Here is a 14803-nt window from a genome sequence, read left to right as displayed (position 1 = left end):
CGTCGCCATGAGCACATCGAATGCACTCTCGAACTGGTGGGGAGATCTCCGCCGCAACCGCGACGACGAGCGGCTCATCGCGTGGCTGTTCGTCGCGCCAGCGATCGTCCTGTTGGCGATGGTCGCCATCTACCCGTTCGTGCAGATGATCTACGACAGCCTGTTCGAGTTCACGCAGGCCGGGGAGCGCGCGGCGTTCGTCGGCCTCACCAACTACGGCACGGTTCTTTCGGACCCTCGATTCCTCAACGCGACCGGGTTTACTGTCATCTTCGTCGTCGTCTCCGTCGTCATCGAATTCCTCCTCGGCCTCGGCGTGTCGCTCCTGCTTTACAGCGCGTACATCGAACGACGCCAACTGCTCGTGACGCTCAGCATCCCGCCGATGATAATGAGCCCCATCATCACGGGGCTGACGTGGCGGATGCTGTTCAGCCCGAGTTACGGCATGGTGAACCACCTGCTAGGGATCAACATCGATTGGATCGCCTCCCGGCCGTGGTCACGGGTGGCGCTGATTGTCGCCGACGTGTGGATGTGGACGCCGCTGTTCGTGCTGGTGTTCACCGCCGCTCTCCAGTCCATCCCCGACGTCTACTACGAGGCCGCGGAGGTGGACGGGATGAGCACGTGGCAGCAGTTCAAATGGATCACGCTCCCCCAGATGCGGACCGCCATCGTGGTCGTCCTGCTCCTGCGGATCGTACGCGCGTTCAAGGTGTTTCCCAAGGTGCAGGTGCTCACGCAGGGCGGTCCCGGAGCCTACACCGAGACCATCGCCATGATGACGTACAACTACGGCTTCCGCTTCTTCGAACTCGGCGTCGCCAGCGCCTCGGGCGTACTCTACTGGCTGTTGATGTTCCTCACGGCGTTCGTGCTGTTCAAATCGGTCGCGGAAGGGTTGATCAGTCCGGAGGAGAACTGAGATGGAACTCGCAACGCTTCACGACTACTCGGACCGATTCGTCCGCGTCAGTACGTACACGCTCGTGGCGCTCTGGCTGCTCTGGGTGTGGGGTCCCATCGTGTGGGACCTCTTTACCGGCCTCGCGGTCACTCCCCGGACCGACCCGCCGCGCCTGATACCGGCACAGATCACGCTCGAACACTACCGTCGGATCTTCACCAGCGGCGACATGCTCACGTACATCCGGAACAGCGTCATCGTGACCGGCGTCAGCACGTCGGTCTCGGTCGTGGTCGGTGCGCTGGCCGCCTACTCGCTCACCCGGTACGACCCGGGCGACGGGCAGGTCAGCTTCTTCGCGCTCAGCATGCGCTTTCTACCGCCCATCGCCGTGGCGATCCCCATGTACACCCTGTTTCTCGGCTTCGACTGGATCGACACGTGGCAGTCGCTCATCGTGGCGTACCTCACGGTCGGCATCCCGATTTCGACGTGGATCCTGCTCATCTTCTTCCAGAACATCCCCGAGGAACTGGAGGAGGCGAGTCGCGTGGACGGCTGGTCGCGCATCCAGACGTGGCGGCGAGTCGTCCTGCCGCTGGCCGCACCGGGCATCTCCAGCGCCGCCATCCTCACGGCCATCCTGATGTGGAACGAGTACGTGCTGGCGCTGGTGCTCACCACCACGAGCAAGGCACAGACGGTGCCCATCTATCTGGCGGGATTCGTCACCACTCGCGGTATCCTCTGGGGACGGATGGGTGCCGCTACCGTGGTGGCGATGACGCCGCTGCTCGTGCTGACGTTCATCGCGCAGGACCGCCTCGTGGCCGGATTCAGCCTCGAATAGTACGATCGACCGATCAAACAACGACACGACACAACATGACCCAAACCGAATTAGACGATCTCAGAAAGGAGTACGAAGACGTAGTCGCCGTCAACGATTTCTCGCTTACGCTCGCCGACGGGGAGTTCCTCGTGCTGTTAGGCCCGTCCGGGTGCGGCAAGAGCACGACCCTCCGGATGACCGCCGGACTCGAAGACAGCACTAGCGGGGACATCGTCGTGGACGGCGAGCGGGTGAACGACCGAGCACCGGCCGAGCGCGACTTCGCCATGGTGTTTCAGGAAGTCGCCCTCTACCCGCACATGACCGTCAGAAAGAACATTTCGTCGCCGCTTCGCGCCGCCGGAGTCGATTCCGGAACCATCGAGGACCGCGTCGAACGCACGGCGCGCATGCTCGACATCGAGGGTCTTCTCGACCGAAAGCCGGGCGAACTCTCCGGCGGTCAGCAACAGCGGGTCGCCATCGGCCGCGCGCTAGTTCGGGAACCGCGAGCCTTCCTGCTCGACGAGCCGTTCTCGAAGCTCGACCAGAAACTCCGTACCGGGCTTCAGAAGGAACTCAAACGCCTACAGGACCAGACGGGCGTGACGACGATGTTCGTCACGCACGATCAGGAGGAGGCGATGGTGTTAGCCGACCGTATCGCCATCATGAACGAGGGGCGACTCCAACAGGTCGACACGCCCGAGACGGTGTACCGCAAGCCAGCCAACCGCTTCGTGGCGGATTTCATCGGCAACCCGGTGATGAACTTCTTCGACGTGACGGCTGACGACGGGACCCTCTGTCTCGAGGGCGTGCCGCATCCCGACGCGCCGAGTGCCGTGCCGAACGGGGCCGCTTCGATGGCAGCCCGTCCGGAGGACGCCGACCTCGTGCCCGCCGTCGACGCGTCGGCCGACCGCCACCTCACAGTCGAGGTGGACCTCGTCGAGATGCGCGGATCGACCACCTACCTCATCTGCGACTTCGACGGCCGCGAGGTGACGTTCACGCAATCGAGCGATATCGGCGCGGAAGGCGACAGGCTGGCGCTCGACTTCGATTTCGACGCCGTAAATTTCTTCGACGAACGCGGCGACCTCATCGAGCGCACGTCGGAACAGAACGTCCAGTCCACGCGCTGACCGTCACGCGAAGCGACGCGAAACGTTGTCCGTCCTCGCGCGCGATTTCGAAATCACACCACTTTCGGAGAATAGACGACGGCACCGACCGTCTGCGGTTGCTTTCGTCTCGTCAGATGTCATCGCCGCACGGCCGCTGACGGCGACGCACCCGCTCGACCGTTTGGACGAAACACGCGCAGCGACTCCTTTCGATCGGTGAATCGAACGTAGTCGTCACGGATTCGATCACGGACGGTGTTGACCGAAGGATGAGGCGCGGGTGACCCTTTTTTCGACATTATCGGATGAATTCACGGTCCGACGGTCGATGGCATTCTCACGCCTGAAACACCCGAACGAAGGTTTTCTCAATTCGACGGTCGCGTTACGGTCATATGCCTGTAACGGGACGCGGGATATCGGGTTGGAAACGGCGTCTCCGGAAACGGCGAACGTCTTTTCTCTCGGCGGTATTCCGACATTACCAAAATATATTGGGGAGTACGGCGTCGGTACCCCTCCCCGACTCGTTTTGGTACGTCATGGTAATTCGATACCGTCCGCGTAACTATCCCACTATTGAGGCTATTTTCACATACTGGAAAAATGTGTCGCATCGTCGCCAGTCGGCGGTTCGGCCGCTCGTCATCGCACGTATTCGTTCGGGATCAGCATGAACTGTTATGGGGTTGGCGTGAAAGTAATCGATATGGACCTGCAGAAATACTTCGACGCCCCCGTATCGAGGGACTGGCAGACGATGAACGACGGAACCGTCCGATTCGCGCTGGTAGGTCTCGGTTGGTGGACGACCGACTTCGTCATCCCGGCGGTGGCCGACTCAGACCTCTGTACCGTCACCGTCGCCGTTAGCGGAAGCGCCGACAAGGCAGAGCACGTTGCGTCCGATGTCGATACGCTCAAAGCGGCAATGACCTACGACGAGTTCGTGGACGGCGCGGCGACGGAGTCCTACGACGCCGTCTACATCGCCACTCCCAATTCTCGCCACCGGGAGTACGCCGAGGCCGCGGCTCGGCACGGCAAGGCCGTGCTCTGCGAGAAACCGATGGAGGCGACCGTCGAGGACGCGGAAGCCATGATCGACGCCTGTGACGACGCGGGCGTGACTCTCATGGTCGCCTACCGAATGCACACCGAACCCATGGTGAGGTTAGCACGCCGCGTCGTTGCGGACGGCCACATCGGCGATCCGCGACTGGTACAGGGGATGAACGCCCAACCCCTGCTGGAGATGAACGGCGATTTGGATCAGTGGCGTCTGGATCCGGACCTGACCGGGTACGGTACCTCCGTAATGGATCTCGGCATCTATCCTCTCAACACCGCCCGGTTCGTCCTCGACGCCGATCCCGTTGCGGTCCAATCGATGATGATCTCCAAACACGAGGCGTTCGCGGACGTACCCGACGAGCGGGCGACGTTCGCCGTCCGGTACGATGACGGTACTTACGCCGCGTGCGGCACGAGCCAGAACGCCTTCGACACCACCAGCCTCGACATCGTGGGCACCAACGGAAACCTCACCCTAAAACCGGCGTTCCATATGGAGACCACGCTCACCGTCACTACCGACGACGGGACGTATGAATCGACGGCGGAATCGGCCGACCAAATGGAAGAGGAGTTCGACTACTTCGCTAACCAGCTCCTCGCTGGTGAGAAGGTCTACGCCGACGGCCGCCACGGACTCCTCGATATGCGCGCCATCGCCGCGATTCACGACGCCGCCGACCGCGGCGAGACAATCCGGCTGTAACCGCGCGACCTCGAAGTTCCGGGTAGTTCGCTGGCCGGAATCACTCTTCGCTGGAGTCGCCGTCCTTTTCGAGAACAGCCCCGTTCCATGATAGCGATCCCGAAAAAGTACCAAACCTCTTCTCGATAGACTCTTAGATAGCACTGCCATCCGCGTCGCTTTGGTTGCCCGACAACTGCACACGGATTGAGAGGTGGGTACCGGGGGTATTCCACTTCCGCTTAGAGAGATATGCGGAAGTGGGATAGACGTCACCGCCCTATGTCTAAATCCCCTATACAACTGTTCTATCAGCTATTGACGGCTCCATGTAGCCCTATGAATTGCATATGGCTATATCAAATATCCCTTCCCAGACGATGAGACTATACTGGCAATAGCGCACCCCAGATACACAATTTCGGCCGAACTATCGATTCACAATCGTTCCAATCAAAATTCTGACTCCCACTGTACGGACTAATCAAGGCCTCAGTACGTTCGTAAACTACATTTGTTTCCTGTCGTCGATGTCCGTCTTTCCGGGAACATACCACCCGTGAGCGACCGTGTCAATATGAAATCTCCAATTTGCCCAAATAACTTCCCGCCTCCGTTTTCCACTGTATAGTATAGTTATGGGTAACTGATGCATCCTCTAGCATACTCGTTGGTGGACGGAATCGCTCTTTGGGCGACTACCATCAATCGAATACGTTCCAGGGTGTAGACACCAACTCTCAGTGGCTCCTTATCCCGTTCCGTATGTGACGACACGGGACATTCCCGCCCCCAAGTGGTAGAGATTGTGACAGTGGAACAGCCAGTCGCCGGGGTTGTCCGCGAGGAAGTCGAACGTCACCGTTCCCATGTGACTCGGCACGATGACCGGGTAAGTCTCCACGTCATCTCGTTGACGTTCGTTCCCGTCGCTCCCGTGACGATACGGCCGTCGAAACAATCCAGAAATCCGCCAGCGTCGTTTTCTTGGAGTGCTCCCTGTGCTTCGGTCTTCGATGGGATCGTTTCGGAAGTCGCGATACCACCCGAAGCGGTGGAGATGCCATCGGTTCCGTCAGTATCGACGCTGGCGACGGTAATATTCGGTTCCGTGAGTTCGAGGGCTTCACCGAGTACGAATTCTTGATTTGGACCTCCGATACCATCTCCACGGAGGGTAACCGTGGTCTCACCACCGGAGAGCAACACCGCGGGTGGTTCCACTGGAACCCCCGTGTCGGCACACTCTTCCGCGATGCCAGTCAGTGTTTTCGCGACCTCCGAGATTCTCCCCGGATCAGTGAGCTCAGTATCAGCGGTTCGTATCCGGAATTACGAGCCACCGCGGCGGCTGTCCGGAGCGCGGTATTGCCGTCCGCGAGCACGTCTGGCTTACGGAATCGAAGGATGAATCACCGGGTGATGGGGTCTCATCGTAACGTCCGCCGCATTTCCACCGCCGACGAGAAGTACGTTGCCGTACCTCGACAGGTCGCATCGATCGTCGTCGGCGCTCAGCACCGTACCGTCCAACGTGGTGGCTTGGTCGATAACGGCCGATGGTCCCGATGCGCGGATACCGGCGGCGATACAATCGAGCGCCGCTGTCAGGTCGGAATCGTCGACGGAATCGATGTCGGAGAACAGCGTCTCCGTCTTCTTCATTGCTGGATTGGGTGTGTCGGATTCGTTTTGCGTTCGGTCCGAACTGGCGACGTCATTTCGACACCGAAACCCATTCGCCGGTCTCTCCCGATTCGTAGGCCGCGTCGAGGACACGGAGCAATTGTACTGCGTCGTCTATCGTGGCGGGAACGTCCCCGGTCTCGTAGCCCTCGAAGAAAGCCTCGAAGTAGTCCTGAACATAGTCACCCCATGCCGGGAATCGGTCGTACGTGAACTCGTACTCGATGGTTCGCTTCGGAGCACCGGACCAGTCGGGACGTTCGGCGGTGAGTTCGAGCGGGACGGTCGGTTCGTGCTGGAGCGAATCGTGATGGACGGGCGTCCGAGCCTGCGCATCGGTTCCGTAGATGCCGAGGTGCGTGTCCTTCCCTCGATCACTCAGATAGTAGCCGGTGTGATACGTCCCCAGCGTCCCCCTCCGCGTCTCAAACTGGAGGACGCTTCCCGCTTCCACGTCCACCTCCGCAGCGTCGTGAAACCGCGCGTTCACTCTCGTTATCGGATCGTCGAGGACCCACGGCATCATATCGACCCAGTGTGGACCGATCCACTGGAGCGCACCGCCGCGACTCGTCTCCCGGTCGTAGATGTAGTGATCGGTGTTCCGGTACGAGAGTTGGCTCGCGTTGAACCGTCCCTCGACGGTCCACACGTCGCCGAAAAACCCGTCGCGGATCCGCTCACGGAGGTCCAGCATGACGGGGTTTCTTCGATAGAACGTCGTCGGCGAGACGGTTACGCCCCTCTCGTTCGCCTTCGAGACGATCGGCTCCAAATCCGCCGCCGTCCGACCGATCGGTTTCTCGCTGATCACGTGAACGCCGTGATCCACCGCGATTTCGACGATAGACGGAACCCTGTCGTTTCGGTAGGTGATCCAAACGACGTCGATGTCGGCCTCGGCGATGAGCCGTTCGGGGTCGGCGTAGACCGTCGCCCCTTCCACGAGGTCCGCGACTTCCTGTCCTTCAGTCGTGATTTCGTCGGGGCGTTCGTCCATCGCCGCGAGGTTGGCGAGATCGATCTCTCGGCCCGGTTCGCAGACGGCTGTGATGTCGAGATCGAGTCCGCTCGCGATGGCGAAGTACGGGTCCCGATGGTGGTGATCCACTCCGACGTAGCCAATACGTTCGGTCATACGCTGAAATCAACTGAGGAATCGCTTATGAAAGTACCGGTCACGACGACGGTATTCTCGTCCGTCCGGGTCAGTTCAGGGCAGCAAACGTCGCAACCTACGACCGTAAGTAAAAGATTATTTACCAGATGTTCCAATCGATAAACTATTATAGTTCAACTATCGAGATTTGGACGACGTGAGACAGCTATGGAAGAAATTGGTATCGTGATGAACGGCGTGACGGGTAGAATGGGAACCAATCAACACCTCATCAGGTCGATTCTGGCACTCCGCGATGAAGGCGGTGTCGAGTTGTCGAACGGTGAGCGAGTGGTTCCCGACCCCCTACTCGTCGGACGAAACGAACGCAAGTTGCGGGAGTTGAGCGAGGAACACGATGTCGACCGATGGGTCGCCGATCCGGACCTCGAAACGTGTCTGGACGGGGACGATGCGATCTACTTCGATTCGCAGGTTACGCCGCGGCGACCTGAGTCCATCCTCAAGGCCATCGACGCCGGAAAGGACGTGTATTGTGAGAAACCGCTCGCGATGGACTTGGACAGCGCACTCGAAGTCACTCGCGCCGCGGAGCAAAGCGACAGCAAACACGGGATCGTACAGGACAAACTCTGGCTCCCCGGGTTGATGAAACTGAAACGGCTGATCGACCAAGGATTTTTCGGCGAGATACTCTCCGTGCGCGTCGAATTCGGCTACTGGGTGTTTACCGGACACATCCAGGAGGCACAGCGTCCATCCTGGAACTATCGTGCGGAAGACGGTGGCGGAATCATCGACGATATGTTCTCCCACTGGAGCTACGTACTCGAAAACCTCTTTGGCCGAGTCGAATCGGTCATGTGTCTCGGGAAGACTCACGTTCCTCGCCGTGTGGACGGTTCGGGCGACGAGTACGAAGCGACGGCCGAGGACGCGGCGTACGCCATCATGGAACTGGAGGACGACATCGTCGCACAGCTCAACTCCTCGTGGACGGTACGGGTCAATCGGGACGATTTACTCGAAATACAGGTCGACGGAACGGACGGAAGCGCCGTGGCGGGGCTTCGGGACTGTAAGACACAGCACCACGCCAACACGCCCAAACCGGAGTGGAATCCCGATACACCGACCGAACACGACTTCTACGACGACTGGACGTCCGTTCCCAACAACCAAACGTTCGAGAACGCGTTCAAACGGCAGTGGGAGATGTTCATTCGACACGTCGTCGAGGACGAACCGTTTCCGTGGGACTTCCGCGCGGGTGCGAAGGGCGTCCAGCTGACCGAAGCGAGCCATCAGTCCTGGACGGAGGGTCGGCGGATCTCCGTCGATGAGCTGACTATCTGACGAACGCAGCGCGGCCGATCGGTCACCGAACGTCGTTCCGACGTCGCGAACGTCATCCGCGGTCACCGATGCGGTCTCCCGCTATTTTTCGTCCCGATTCGACGTGCCGTGGGCAGATGTTTCGTGTGGCGACGGTCCGGCGAACTCACCCGACTCGAACCGGATCGGGGCGGGTTCTTCGACGACGCGGAGGTCGTCCCGGTCCCTCGCTTCCTCGACCAGGGCCGTCGAAGCGTAGAGACGATGGAGGCGCATCGTATCGGTTGCACGAAGAACGCGAACGCTCGTCGGGTCAACGACGCCGATGGTCGATAGTGCGGCGACGAGTCCGGCCCGGTCGGTTTCGACGGACGGCGGAAGGCGGACGCCGCGGGTGGTGCTCGCGGTTAACGCGTTGATGAGCGTCGTCGGCATCTCGATGTCCGCGAGGAGATTCTCGTGTACGAAGTCGGCCGAACCTACACCCATGGCATTACCGTGGGTCGTTTCCGTCAGTGAACGCGTGTATATCCGCTTGATATCGGGGGTTTCCGGCTCCGGTTCCTGGATCGCGAAGGGACGACGACCGATGACGTTCGTGTCCATCCCCTGTCCGCTGATGTCCTTTCCCTGCTGATCCAAGATTAGAACGTCGAGTTCCGGGAACGGAACCTTGGGCATGATATCGTAGGCCGTTTCGAGGAGTTCGGCTTCGCGGTCGAGGAACCCTTCCGGCGGAATCCCTTCGATTTCGGTCGTATCGTCGTGCTGGTCTTCGAGTATTGCGACTCCCCCGACGACGGGGAGTTCCGCGAGCAACTGGGCGGTGATTTCGGGAATCATGTCTCGCAACGACCAGTTGACGGCCCAATCGTGAGCGATTTTCGCACCGCGTTGTTTCCCCATTCCGATGACGAGCATCTTCGACAGGCCGCTTTCGACGTCCCCGCTGAAGTCCGTGTGCGGTTTGATCCGATTGATGGGGACGATGGCATCGGCGTTCGCCGCGTTGGCGTCGGCGACGACCGGGACGTCTCGTTCGTCGGTGCGACCCACCTCGATGACCTCCATGCTCGACCGAATCTCACAGCCGATTACGGGCTCCGTCACGCCGAGTTCGGCCAGCATCTCGCGTTGACCCGCCCCGGTCGCGCCGCCGTGGCTCCCCATCGCCGGGAAAACGAACGGCTCGTACCCGCGATCCTTCGCTTCGGCGACGACGCCGGTGACGATATCGGGAAGGTTCGCGATACCGCGACTTCCGACGCCGAGTGCGATCTCACTTCCGTCCGGTAGGTCACCGATCGGAAGCGAAGCGAAGGCGCGTGATGCGCGTACTGGGATGTCCTCCTCCGGGATGGGATCTGTTTCCCACGCTTGCTCTATAACTCCCATCTCCGGGAGCGGTGTCTCGCCGCACGCTTCGAGGATCGACTGTTCCGGGACGGCGAGTGAACTTCGCGTTCGATTCGAATCCATACCGTAACGCTAGGCCGGTCTTTTGATAAGTATAACCCACGCCACCGACCGACTCGAATCGGGACAAACCGGACCGAACGGTCGTATTCAACTCAACATTTAAGTGGGAGAAAGGAAGATAGCCGGTCGATGCAATTCGTTCGCTACAACGGTGGTTCAGGTCCCACCATGGGTATCAAGGAAGGGTCGAAGATTTACTCCGTCGCCGATCTTCCGGCGGGAGAGCCTTCGTTCGAAGACCTCACCAATCGGCGGTATCTCGACCGTTTGCGCGAAGAAGTTCGAAACGGGGCGCTCTCCCACAGGAACGAGGACGACGTGAATCTACTCGCACCGGTGCCGCGTCCCGGGAAGATCGTCTGTGGCGGACTCAACTACCGAGACCACGCCGAGGAACAGAACGAGGAGATTCCCGAACGTCCGATCCTCTTCTCGAAAGCCCCGACGACCGTGACGAACCCGAACAGTCCGATCGTCCATCCCGACGGCGAGAAAGTCGATTACGAGGTCGAACTCGCCGCCGTTATCGGCCGCTTCGCCAAGAACATCGACGAAGACGAGGTGAGCGAGTACATCGCTGGATACACGGTTCTCAACGACGTGAGCGGACGCGACGCGCAGTTCTCGGACGGGCAGTTCTTCCGCGGGAAGAGCTACGATACCTTTTCGCCGATGGGGCCGACGCTCGTCGCCGGAAGCGACTACGACCCGAACGCCGTCGACGTCGAATTGCGGGTCGACGGGGAAACGAAGCAGTCGTCGAACACGCGCCAGTTCATCTTCGACGTCCCGGAACTGGTGTCGTTCATCAGCGAGAACATGACGCTGCGGCCCGGCGACGTGATATCGACCGGGACGCCCGGCGGCGTCGGTATCTTCCGCGACCCCGTCGATCTGCTCGAACCGGGGCAGGTCTGCGAGGCCGAAATCGAGGGGATCGGGACGCTCACGAATCCCGTCGTCGAACCGTGACACCATAGAATCCGATCACGGATTCCCACGACAGCGTCTTTTTCAATTCCACGGACCCAAAAGGGGAGTACGGGGTTGCACTCGAAGTCCCGGCGTCGTCGTTCGACGTGATCCGTCGCCATTCTACGACCGGAACTACTCCGACCCCACGGTGTCGATGACCCCGCGAAGGTAGCCGACGGTGAATCCCCGGGACCGATGACGCCAATCGTCGTCCCCGGCCATCTTCGGAACGTGGTCGGGGATGACGACCCCGTCGTACCCGATGTCGTGGAGGGTTCGAACGACATCGACCGTATCGAAATTCCCCGCGTCCACGAACGTTTCGTGGAACGTCGGAACGGTCCCTACCACGTCCCGAAAGTGGACGAAGACGATCTGGTCGCGGTCGCCGAACCGACGGAGGACTTCCGAGACGTCCTCGCCCATCTGCGAAAAACAGCCGAGACAGAGCTTTAGGCCGTGATTATCGCTCGGGGGTTCCGACATCGCCCGCTCGAAGTTCTCGACGTTCCTGAACAACCGGGGGATTCCCCCGAGCGACTCCAACACGGGCGGGTCGACCGGATGCAGTGCGAGCGTGACCCCTGCCTCCTCCGCGACGGGGAGAACGGTCCGCAGAAACTCGCGGTAATTATCCCAGAATTCGGACTCCGTGTATTCGCGCTCTAGTCCGGGAGCGAGCGCATCCGGATCGTCGAGTTCGGAGAGGTCGAACGCGGTGGCGCTGGCCTGACCGCGCGTTCTCACCGGCGACGTTCGCATCGGCACGACGCCGCGGGGGTTCCACTGGTATCCCAGAATGGGGATATCGGCTTCGCCGAGGTTACGGACGAGCGTCGTGATCTGTTCGAGCGCTGTATCGCTCCCGTCCCGGTCGAACATGATGTCCCCATACAGCGAGTACGGAAGCGATTGTATCCCCGCGAGCGACAGTCCCGCGGATTCCACCCGTTCGCGGGCCGCTTCGAGTTCCGCGACCGACGGGATCGAATCGCGGCCGACGGCGACGGTCTCCGACCCGTCGCGGTCGTTGAAATCGTCCGGTTCCTCCTCCGTATCCGCGTGATCGAGGAACACGTCGGTCGCGCCCAACTGGCGAACGTATCGAAGACGCTCCTCCGAGAGGGTACGCGTTCGAACGCCGACTCGAACGTCGGCGGCCCGATCCACTCCGGCGTTCGTTCGAGTATCGTTCATATCGGTTCACCGGGTCGAATCGTGAAAAATCAACCGACATTCGAACGGTTACGGTTCGATTCGTACACATCGACCTTCCGTTCGACGGCCATTCACGACGGTTCCCCCGACTCACCAACCCGGAGCTACAACGTGGGCCGATGCGCTTTTGCCACCATCTACGGCGAATCCGTCTCGGCAAGAGCGGTTTCGAGCCTCGCCGCCAAGTTTTCGCCCATCCGGATCATGGCATCGTCCCCCGGATGAACGAGGTCGGTGGTGAGGCCGCCGAGGGAGTCGAGAACGTCGGGGCCCTCCACGAGGAAGACGTTATCGCGTGCCGTCTCCCGAACGACGTCGCGAAGCGCGTCGCGGAATCGCTCACACCGTCCCTCCGTGTCCGTTCCCTCACAGACGTCGCGGGCGTTCGGGTAGATGGTGATGGGAACCACCGGTTTCTCCGGATGGGCGTCGGCGACGGTCTCCACGAGATTCCGTGCGCGTTCGTGGAACTCCGATACCGAAAATCGATCGACCATGTTGACCGAGACGGCGAGCGTCGCGACGTCCCAGTCGTCCCGTTCGGCGATGTGGTCGGCGATGGCCTCGTCGCAGAACGCCGTGCCGCAGGAACCGAGGTTGATCAGGTCCGCGCCCAGTCCCGTGGCCGTCCGTGACGCGTAGGTCAGGTGCTCCCCGAGGGGTGCCTCGCCTTCCGTGATGGACGTCCCGTAGGCGAGATAGCGCAGGGAGGGCAGTTCGTCCGCCCGTGGCGGTCGAACGCTCCCCTCGACGCCGTGGTAGAAGACGTGTCCGCCGCGGTGTTCGCCCGGTAGCCGTAAGCGGCACACCTGAGGGTGGAAATCGAGTTCCTCGACCCGGTCGGGTTCGATTCGACCCAGTTTCTCGGGAAACGTCACCTCGATGGTCCGTGGTTCGGCCCCGACGACGAACTCCTCGGTTCCTTGGAACGGTCCCCAGAACGGCCGAACGACGCTTTCGCGCACGCGCGTCGAGAGGGTCACGCGCACCGGTCCGTCCGGAACGAACCGTATCTCCGCCCCCGCCGGATGACACATCCGATTTTGCGCTCCCTCGTTCAAACCGAGGCGGACGTCTTCGGGGACGCGTTGGAGGAGTACCCCGTCGTGGTCGTCGATCGATCGAGTCGCTGCGACGTTGTGGAAGTGAAGCGAGTCGCGTTGCACGGGGACTTCTTCGCGAGCACCCATCAAATACGTTCCTCACGTTTTCACCATACGGGCCGGAAAGAGCGTCGCTATCGGATGGAGATCGATGGGAAGCCGTTCCCTAGAACCGAACGATTTCGGACACGGACGTGGGGAAGCGACCGACTCGCTAGTTCGGCACGATGGGTCGGCCGACTTCGGCGGACTCGTACGCCGCCCGAACGATGGCAACCGCCTTACGTGCCTCGTAGCCGTCGAGTTCGTACGGTTCGTCGGACTCCACGGCGTCGAGGAACGTCTCGACGTTCCGACCGTACTCCGAACGGTCGTCGGCGGGCGGAGAAGAGGCTGGTATCTCGGTCGCGTTCCCTCGGTCATGGCGGAACTGCCACTCGCCGCGCTCGTCGGCGACGATTTCCGCCGACCCGTCCCGACCACCGATCTGAATTCGCTTTTCGAGGCCGGGATACATCGACGTCGTAGCGAGGACCTGCCCGAGCGTGCCATCTTGGTATCGCAGAGAGAGAACGGCCGTATCCTCGACCTCGATTTCGGGGCCGTCGTGTGCCAGCGTATCGGTGTACGCGAACACTTCGGCGACCGGATTCTCCTCGGGACCGACATCAAGCGCCGCTCCGGCGAGCCACTGTGCCATATCGACGCCGTGGATGGATTGGTTGATCAGCGCACCGCCGCCGTCGAGGGCTCGCGTTCCCTGCCAGGCGTCCTCGTAATACTCATCCGGTCGCCACCACGGTACCGATACGCTTACCGCTGCGAGGTCGCCGAAACGACCCGAGACGGCGGCCTCGTGAACCGTCCTGGCCGCCGGAAGGTAGCGATTCTGGAAGATACCGCCGAGACGAACACCGGCGTGCTCGCAGGTCGTAATCATCTCGTCTATCCGTTCGGTCGTTATTTCGAGCGGTTTCTCACAGAGGACGTGAACGCCGTACTCCGAAGCGGCCGTCGCCGGTTCGAGGTGGTTCCCGCTTGGGGTGCAAACGAGGGCGACGTCGAGGTCCGCCTCCGCGAACATCGCTTCGTAGTCGCCGTACCACGTACACCCGTACTTCGTGGCGAACGCCTCCCCTTTGCTGCGGGTGCGACACGACCCGGCGACCAGTTCGGCGGTAGCTATCTCCTCGATTCCCCGCGCATGCGTGTCGGCGACGGAGCCGATGCCGACGATTCCGATACGAAACGTCACG

At 61.0% G+C, this 14803-nt stretch carries 14 protein-coding genes; 6 read left to right on the top strand and 8 right to left on the bottom strand.

Annotation, left to right across the window (positions count from 1 at the left end; all coding sequences use genetic code 11):
* Positions 1–7 precede the first annotated feature (7 nt).
* The 4 genes from V5735_RS23585 (at position 8) to gfo6 (ending at position 4652) form a co-directional block, all read left to right on the top strand.
* Positions 8–928, top strand: coding sequence for a carbohydrate ABC transporter permease (locus V5735_RS23585; RefSeq protein WP_423747530.1), 921 nt, complete (start codon positions 8–10; stop codon positions 926–928).
* A 1-nt stretch (position 929) separates the two neighbouring features.
* The gene (locus V5735_RS23580; RefSeq protein ID WP_423747529.1) at positions 930–1760 is read left to right on the top strand and encodes a carbohydrate ABC transporter permease; all 831 of its coding nucleotides are present in this window, start codon (positions 930–932) and stop codon (positions 1758–1760) included.
* A gap of 35 nt (positions 1761–1795) precedes the next feature.
* On the top strand, positions 1796–2890 hold the full coding sequence (locus V5735_RS23575) for an ABC transporter ATP-binding protein (protein WP_423747528.1): 1095 nt from the start codon (positions 1796–1798) through the stop codon (positions 2888–2890).
* Between the two features lie 691 nt (positions 2891–3581).
* A complete protein-coding gene (gene gfo6 / locus V5735_RS23570; protein WP_423747527.1) occupies positions 3582–4652 on the top strand; it encodes a D-xylose 1-dehydrogenase Gfo6 in 1071 nt (356 codons plus the stop codon).
* Positions 4653–5382: 730 nt separating this feature from the next.
* On the opposite strand, the gene V5735_RS23565 is transcribed toward gfo6, so the two are convergent.
* From V5735_RS23565 to V5735_RS23550, 4 genes are all read right to left on the bottom strand, one after another.
* Positions 5383–5535 (bottom strand): multicopper oxidase domain-containing protein, encoded by a 153-nt coding sequence (locus tag V5735_RS23565; protein ID WP_423747526.1) that lies wholly within the window; start codon positions 5533–5535, stop codon positions 5383–5385.
* Positions 5490–5840 carry an MOFRL family protein gene (locus V5735_RS23560; RefSeq protein ID WP_423747580.1) on the bottom strand — a complete coding sequence of 117 codons (351 nt, stop codon included), beginning with the start codon at positions 5838–5840 and terminating at the stop codon, positions 5490–5492. Before V5735_RS23560 ends, V5735_RS23565 begins: the two co-directional genes overlap by 46 nt.
* A gap of 183 nt (positions 5841–6023) precedes the next feature.
* Positions 6024–6296 carry a hypothetical protein gene (locus V5735_RS23555; protein WP_423747525.1) on the bottom strand — a complete coding sequence of 91 codons (273 nt, stop codon included), beginning with the start codon at positions 6294–6296 and terminating at the stop codon, positions 6024–6026.
* Positions 6297–6348: 52 nt separating this feature from the next.
* Positions 6349–7455 (bottom strand): Gfo/Idh/MocA family protein, encoded by a 1107-nt coding sequence (locus V5735_RS23550; protein ID WP_423747524.1) that lies wholly within the window; start codon positions 7453–7455, stop codon positions 6349–6351.
* Positions 7456–7644: 189 nt separating this feature from the next.
* Here V5735_RS23550 and V5735_RS23545 point away from each other — a divergent pair, with 189 nt between their 5' ends.
* Entirely contained in the window at positions 7645–8793 is a 1149-nt protein-coding gene (locus V5735_RS23545) for a Gfo/Idh/MocA family protein (protein ID WP_423747523.1), read from the top strand.
* Between the two features lie 81 nt (positions 8794–8874).
* On the opposite strand, the gene V5735_RS23540 is transcribed toward V5735_RS23545, so the two are convergent.
* Positions 8875–10251, bottom strand: coding sequence for a DUF362 domain-containing protein (locus tag V5735_RS23540; RefSeq protein WP_423747522.1), 1377 nt, complete (start codon positions 10249–10251; stop codon positions 8875–8877).
* A gap of 129 nt (positions 10252–10380) precedes the next feature.
* Between V5735_RS23540 and V5735_RS23535 the strand changes: the two genes are divergently transcribed.
* Positions 10381–11223 (top strand): fumarylacetoacetate hydrolase family protein, encoded by an 843-nt coding sequence (locus tag V5735_RS23535; protein WP_423747521.1) that lies wholly within the window; start codon positions 10381–10383, stop codon positions 11221–11223.
* A gap of 135 nt (positions 11224–11358) precedes the next feature.
* Here the strand turns inward: V5735_RS23535 and V5735_RS23530 are convergent, their stop codons facing one another.
* From V5735_RS23530 to V5735_RS23520, 3 genes are all read right to left on the bottom strand, one after another.
* A complete protein-coding gene (locus V5735_RS23530) occupies positions 11359–12423 on the bottom strand; it encodes a mannonate dehydratase (protein ID WP_423747520.1) in 1065 nt (354 codons plus the stop codon).
* Between the two features lie 158 nt (positions 12424–12581).
* Positions 12582–13610 carry an SGNH/GDSL hydrolase family protein gene (locus V5735_RS23525; protein ID WP_423747519.1) on the bottom strand — a complete coding sequence of 343 codons (1029 nt, stop codon included), beginning with the start codon at positions 13608–13610 and terminating at the stop codon, positions 12582–12584.
* A gap of 151 nt (positions 13611–13761) precedes the next feature.
* Positions 13762–14802 carry a Gfo/Idh/MocA family protein gene (locus V5735_RS23520; RefSeq protein ID WP_423747518.1) on the bottom strand — a complete coding sequence of 347 codons (1041 nt, stop codon included), beginning with the start codon at positions 14800–14802 and terminating at the stop codon, positions 13762–13764.
* Position 14803: the final 1 nt, after the last annotated feature.

Origin of the sequence: Haladaptatus sp. SPP-AMP-3, from assembly GCF_049568665.1 — an archaeon.
Classification (GTDB): domain Archaea; phylum Halobacteriota; class Halobacteria; order Halobacteriales; family Haladaptataceae; genus Haladaptatus; species Haladaptatus paucihalophilus.
The sequence above is the reverse complement of the archived record's forward strand: the minus strand, read 5'-3'. Positions and strand labels throughout refer to the sequence as shown.

Bases quoted from the DNA above. Each gene is read 5' to 3' on its own strand.
- V5735_RS23545 (WP_423747523.1), top strand. From the start codon at position 7,645: ATGGAAGAAATTGGTATCGTGATGAACGGCGTGACGGGTAGAATGGGA.
- V5735_RS23535 (WP_423747521.1), top strand. From the start codon at position 10,381: ATGCAATTCGTTCGCTACAACGGTGGTTCAGGTCCCACCATGGGTATC.
- V5735_RS23555 (WP_423747525.1), bottom strand. From the start codon at position 6,296: ATGAAGAAGACGGAGACGCTGTTCTCCGACATCGATTCCGTCGACGAT.
- V5735_RS23550 (WP_423747524.1), bottom strand. From the start codon at position 7,455: ATGACCGAACGTATTGGCTACGTCGGAGTGGATCACCACCATCGGGAC.
- V5735_RS23580 (WP_423747529.1), top strand. From the start codon at position 930: ATGGAACTCGCAACGCTTCACGACTACTCGGACCGATTCGTCCGCGTC.
- gfo6 (WP_423747527.1), top strand. From the start codon at position 3,582: ATGGACCTGCAGAAATACTTCGACGCCCCCGTATCGAGGGACTGGCAG.
- V5735_RS23585 (WP_423747530.1), top strand. From the start codon at position 8: ATGAGCACATCGAATGCACTCTCGAACTGGTGGGGAGATCTCCGCCGC.
- V5735_RS23540 (WP_423747522.1), bottom strand. From the start codon at position 10,251: ATGGATTCGAATCGAACGCGAAGTTCACTCGCCGTCCCGGAACAGTCG.
- V5735_RS23530 (WP_423747520.1), bottom strand. From the start codon at position 12,423: ATGAACGATACTCGAACGAACGCCGGAGTGGATCGGGCCGCCGACGTT.
- V5735_RS23575 (WP_423747528.1), top strand. From the start codon at position 1,796: ATGACCCAAACCGAATTAGACGATCTCAGAAAGGAGTACGAAGACGTA.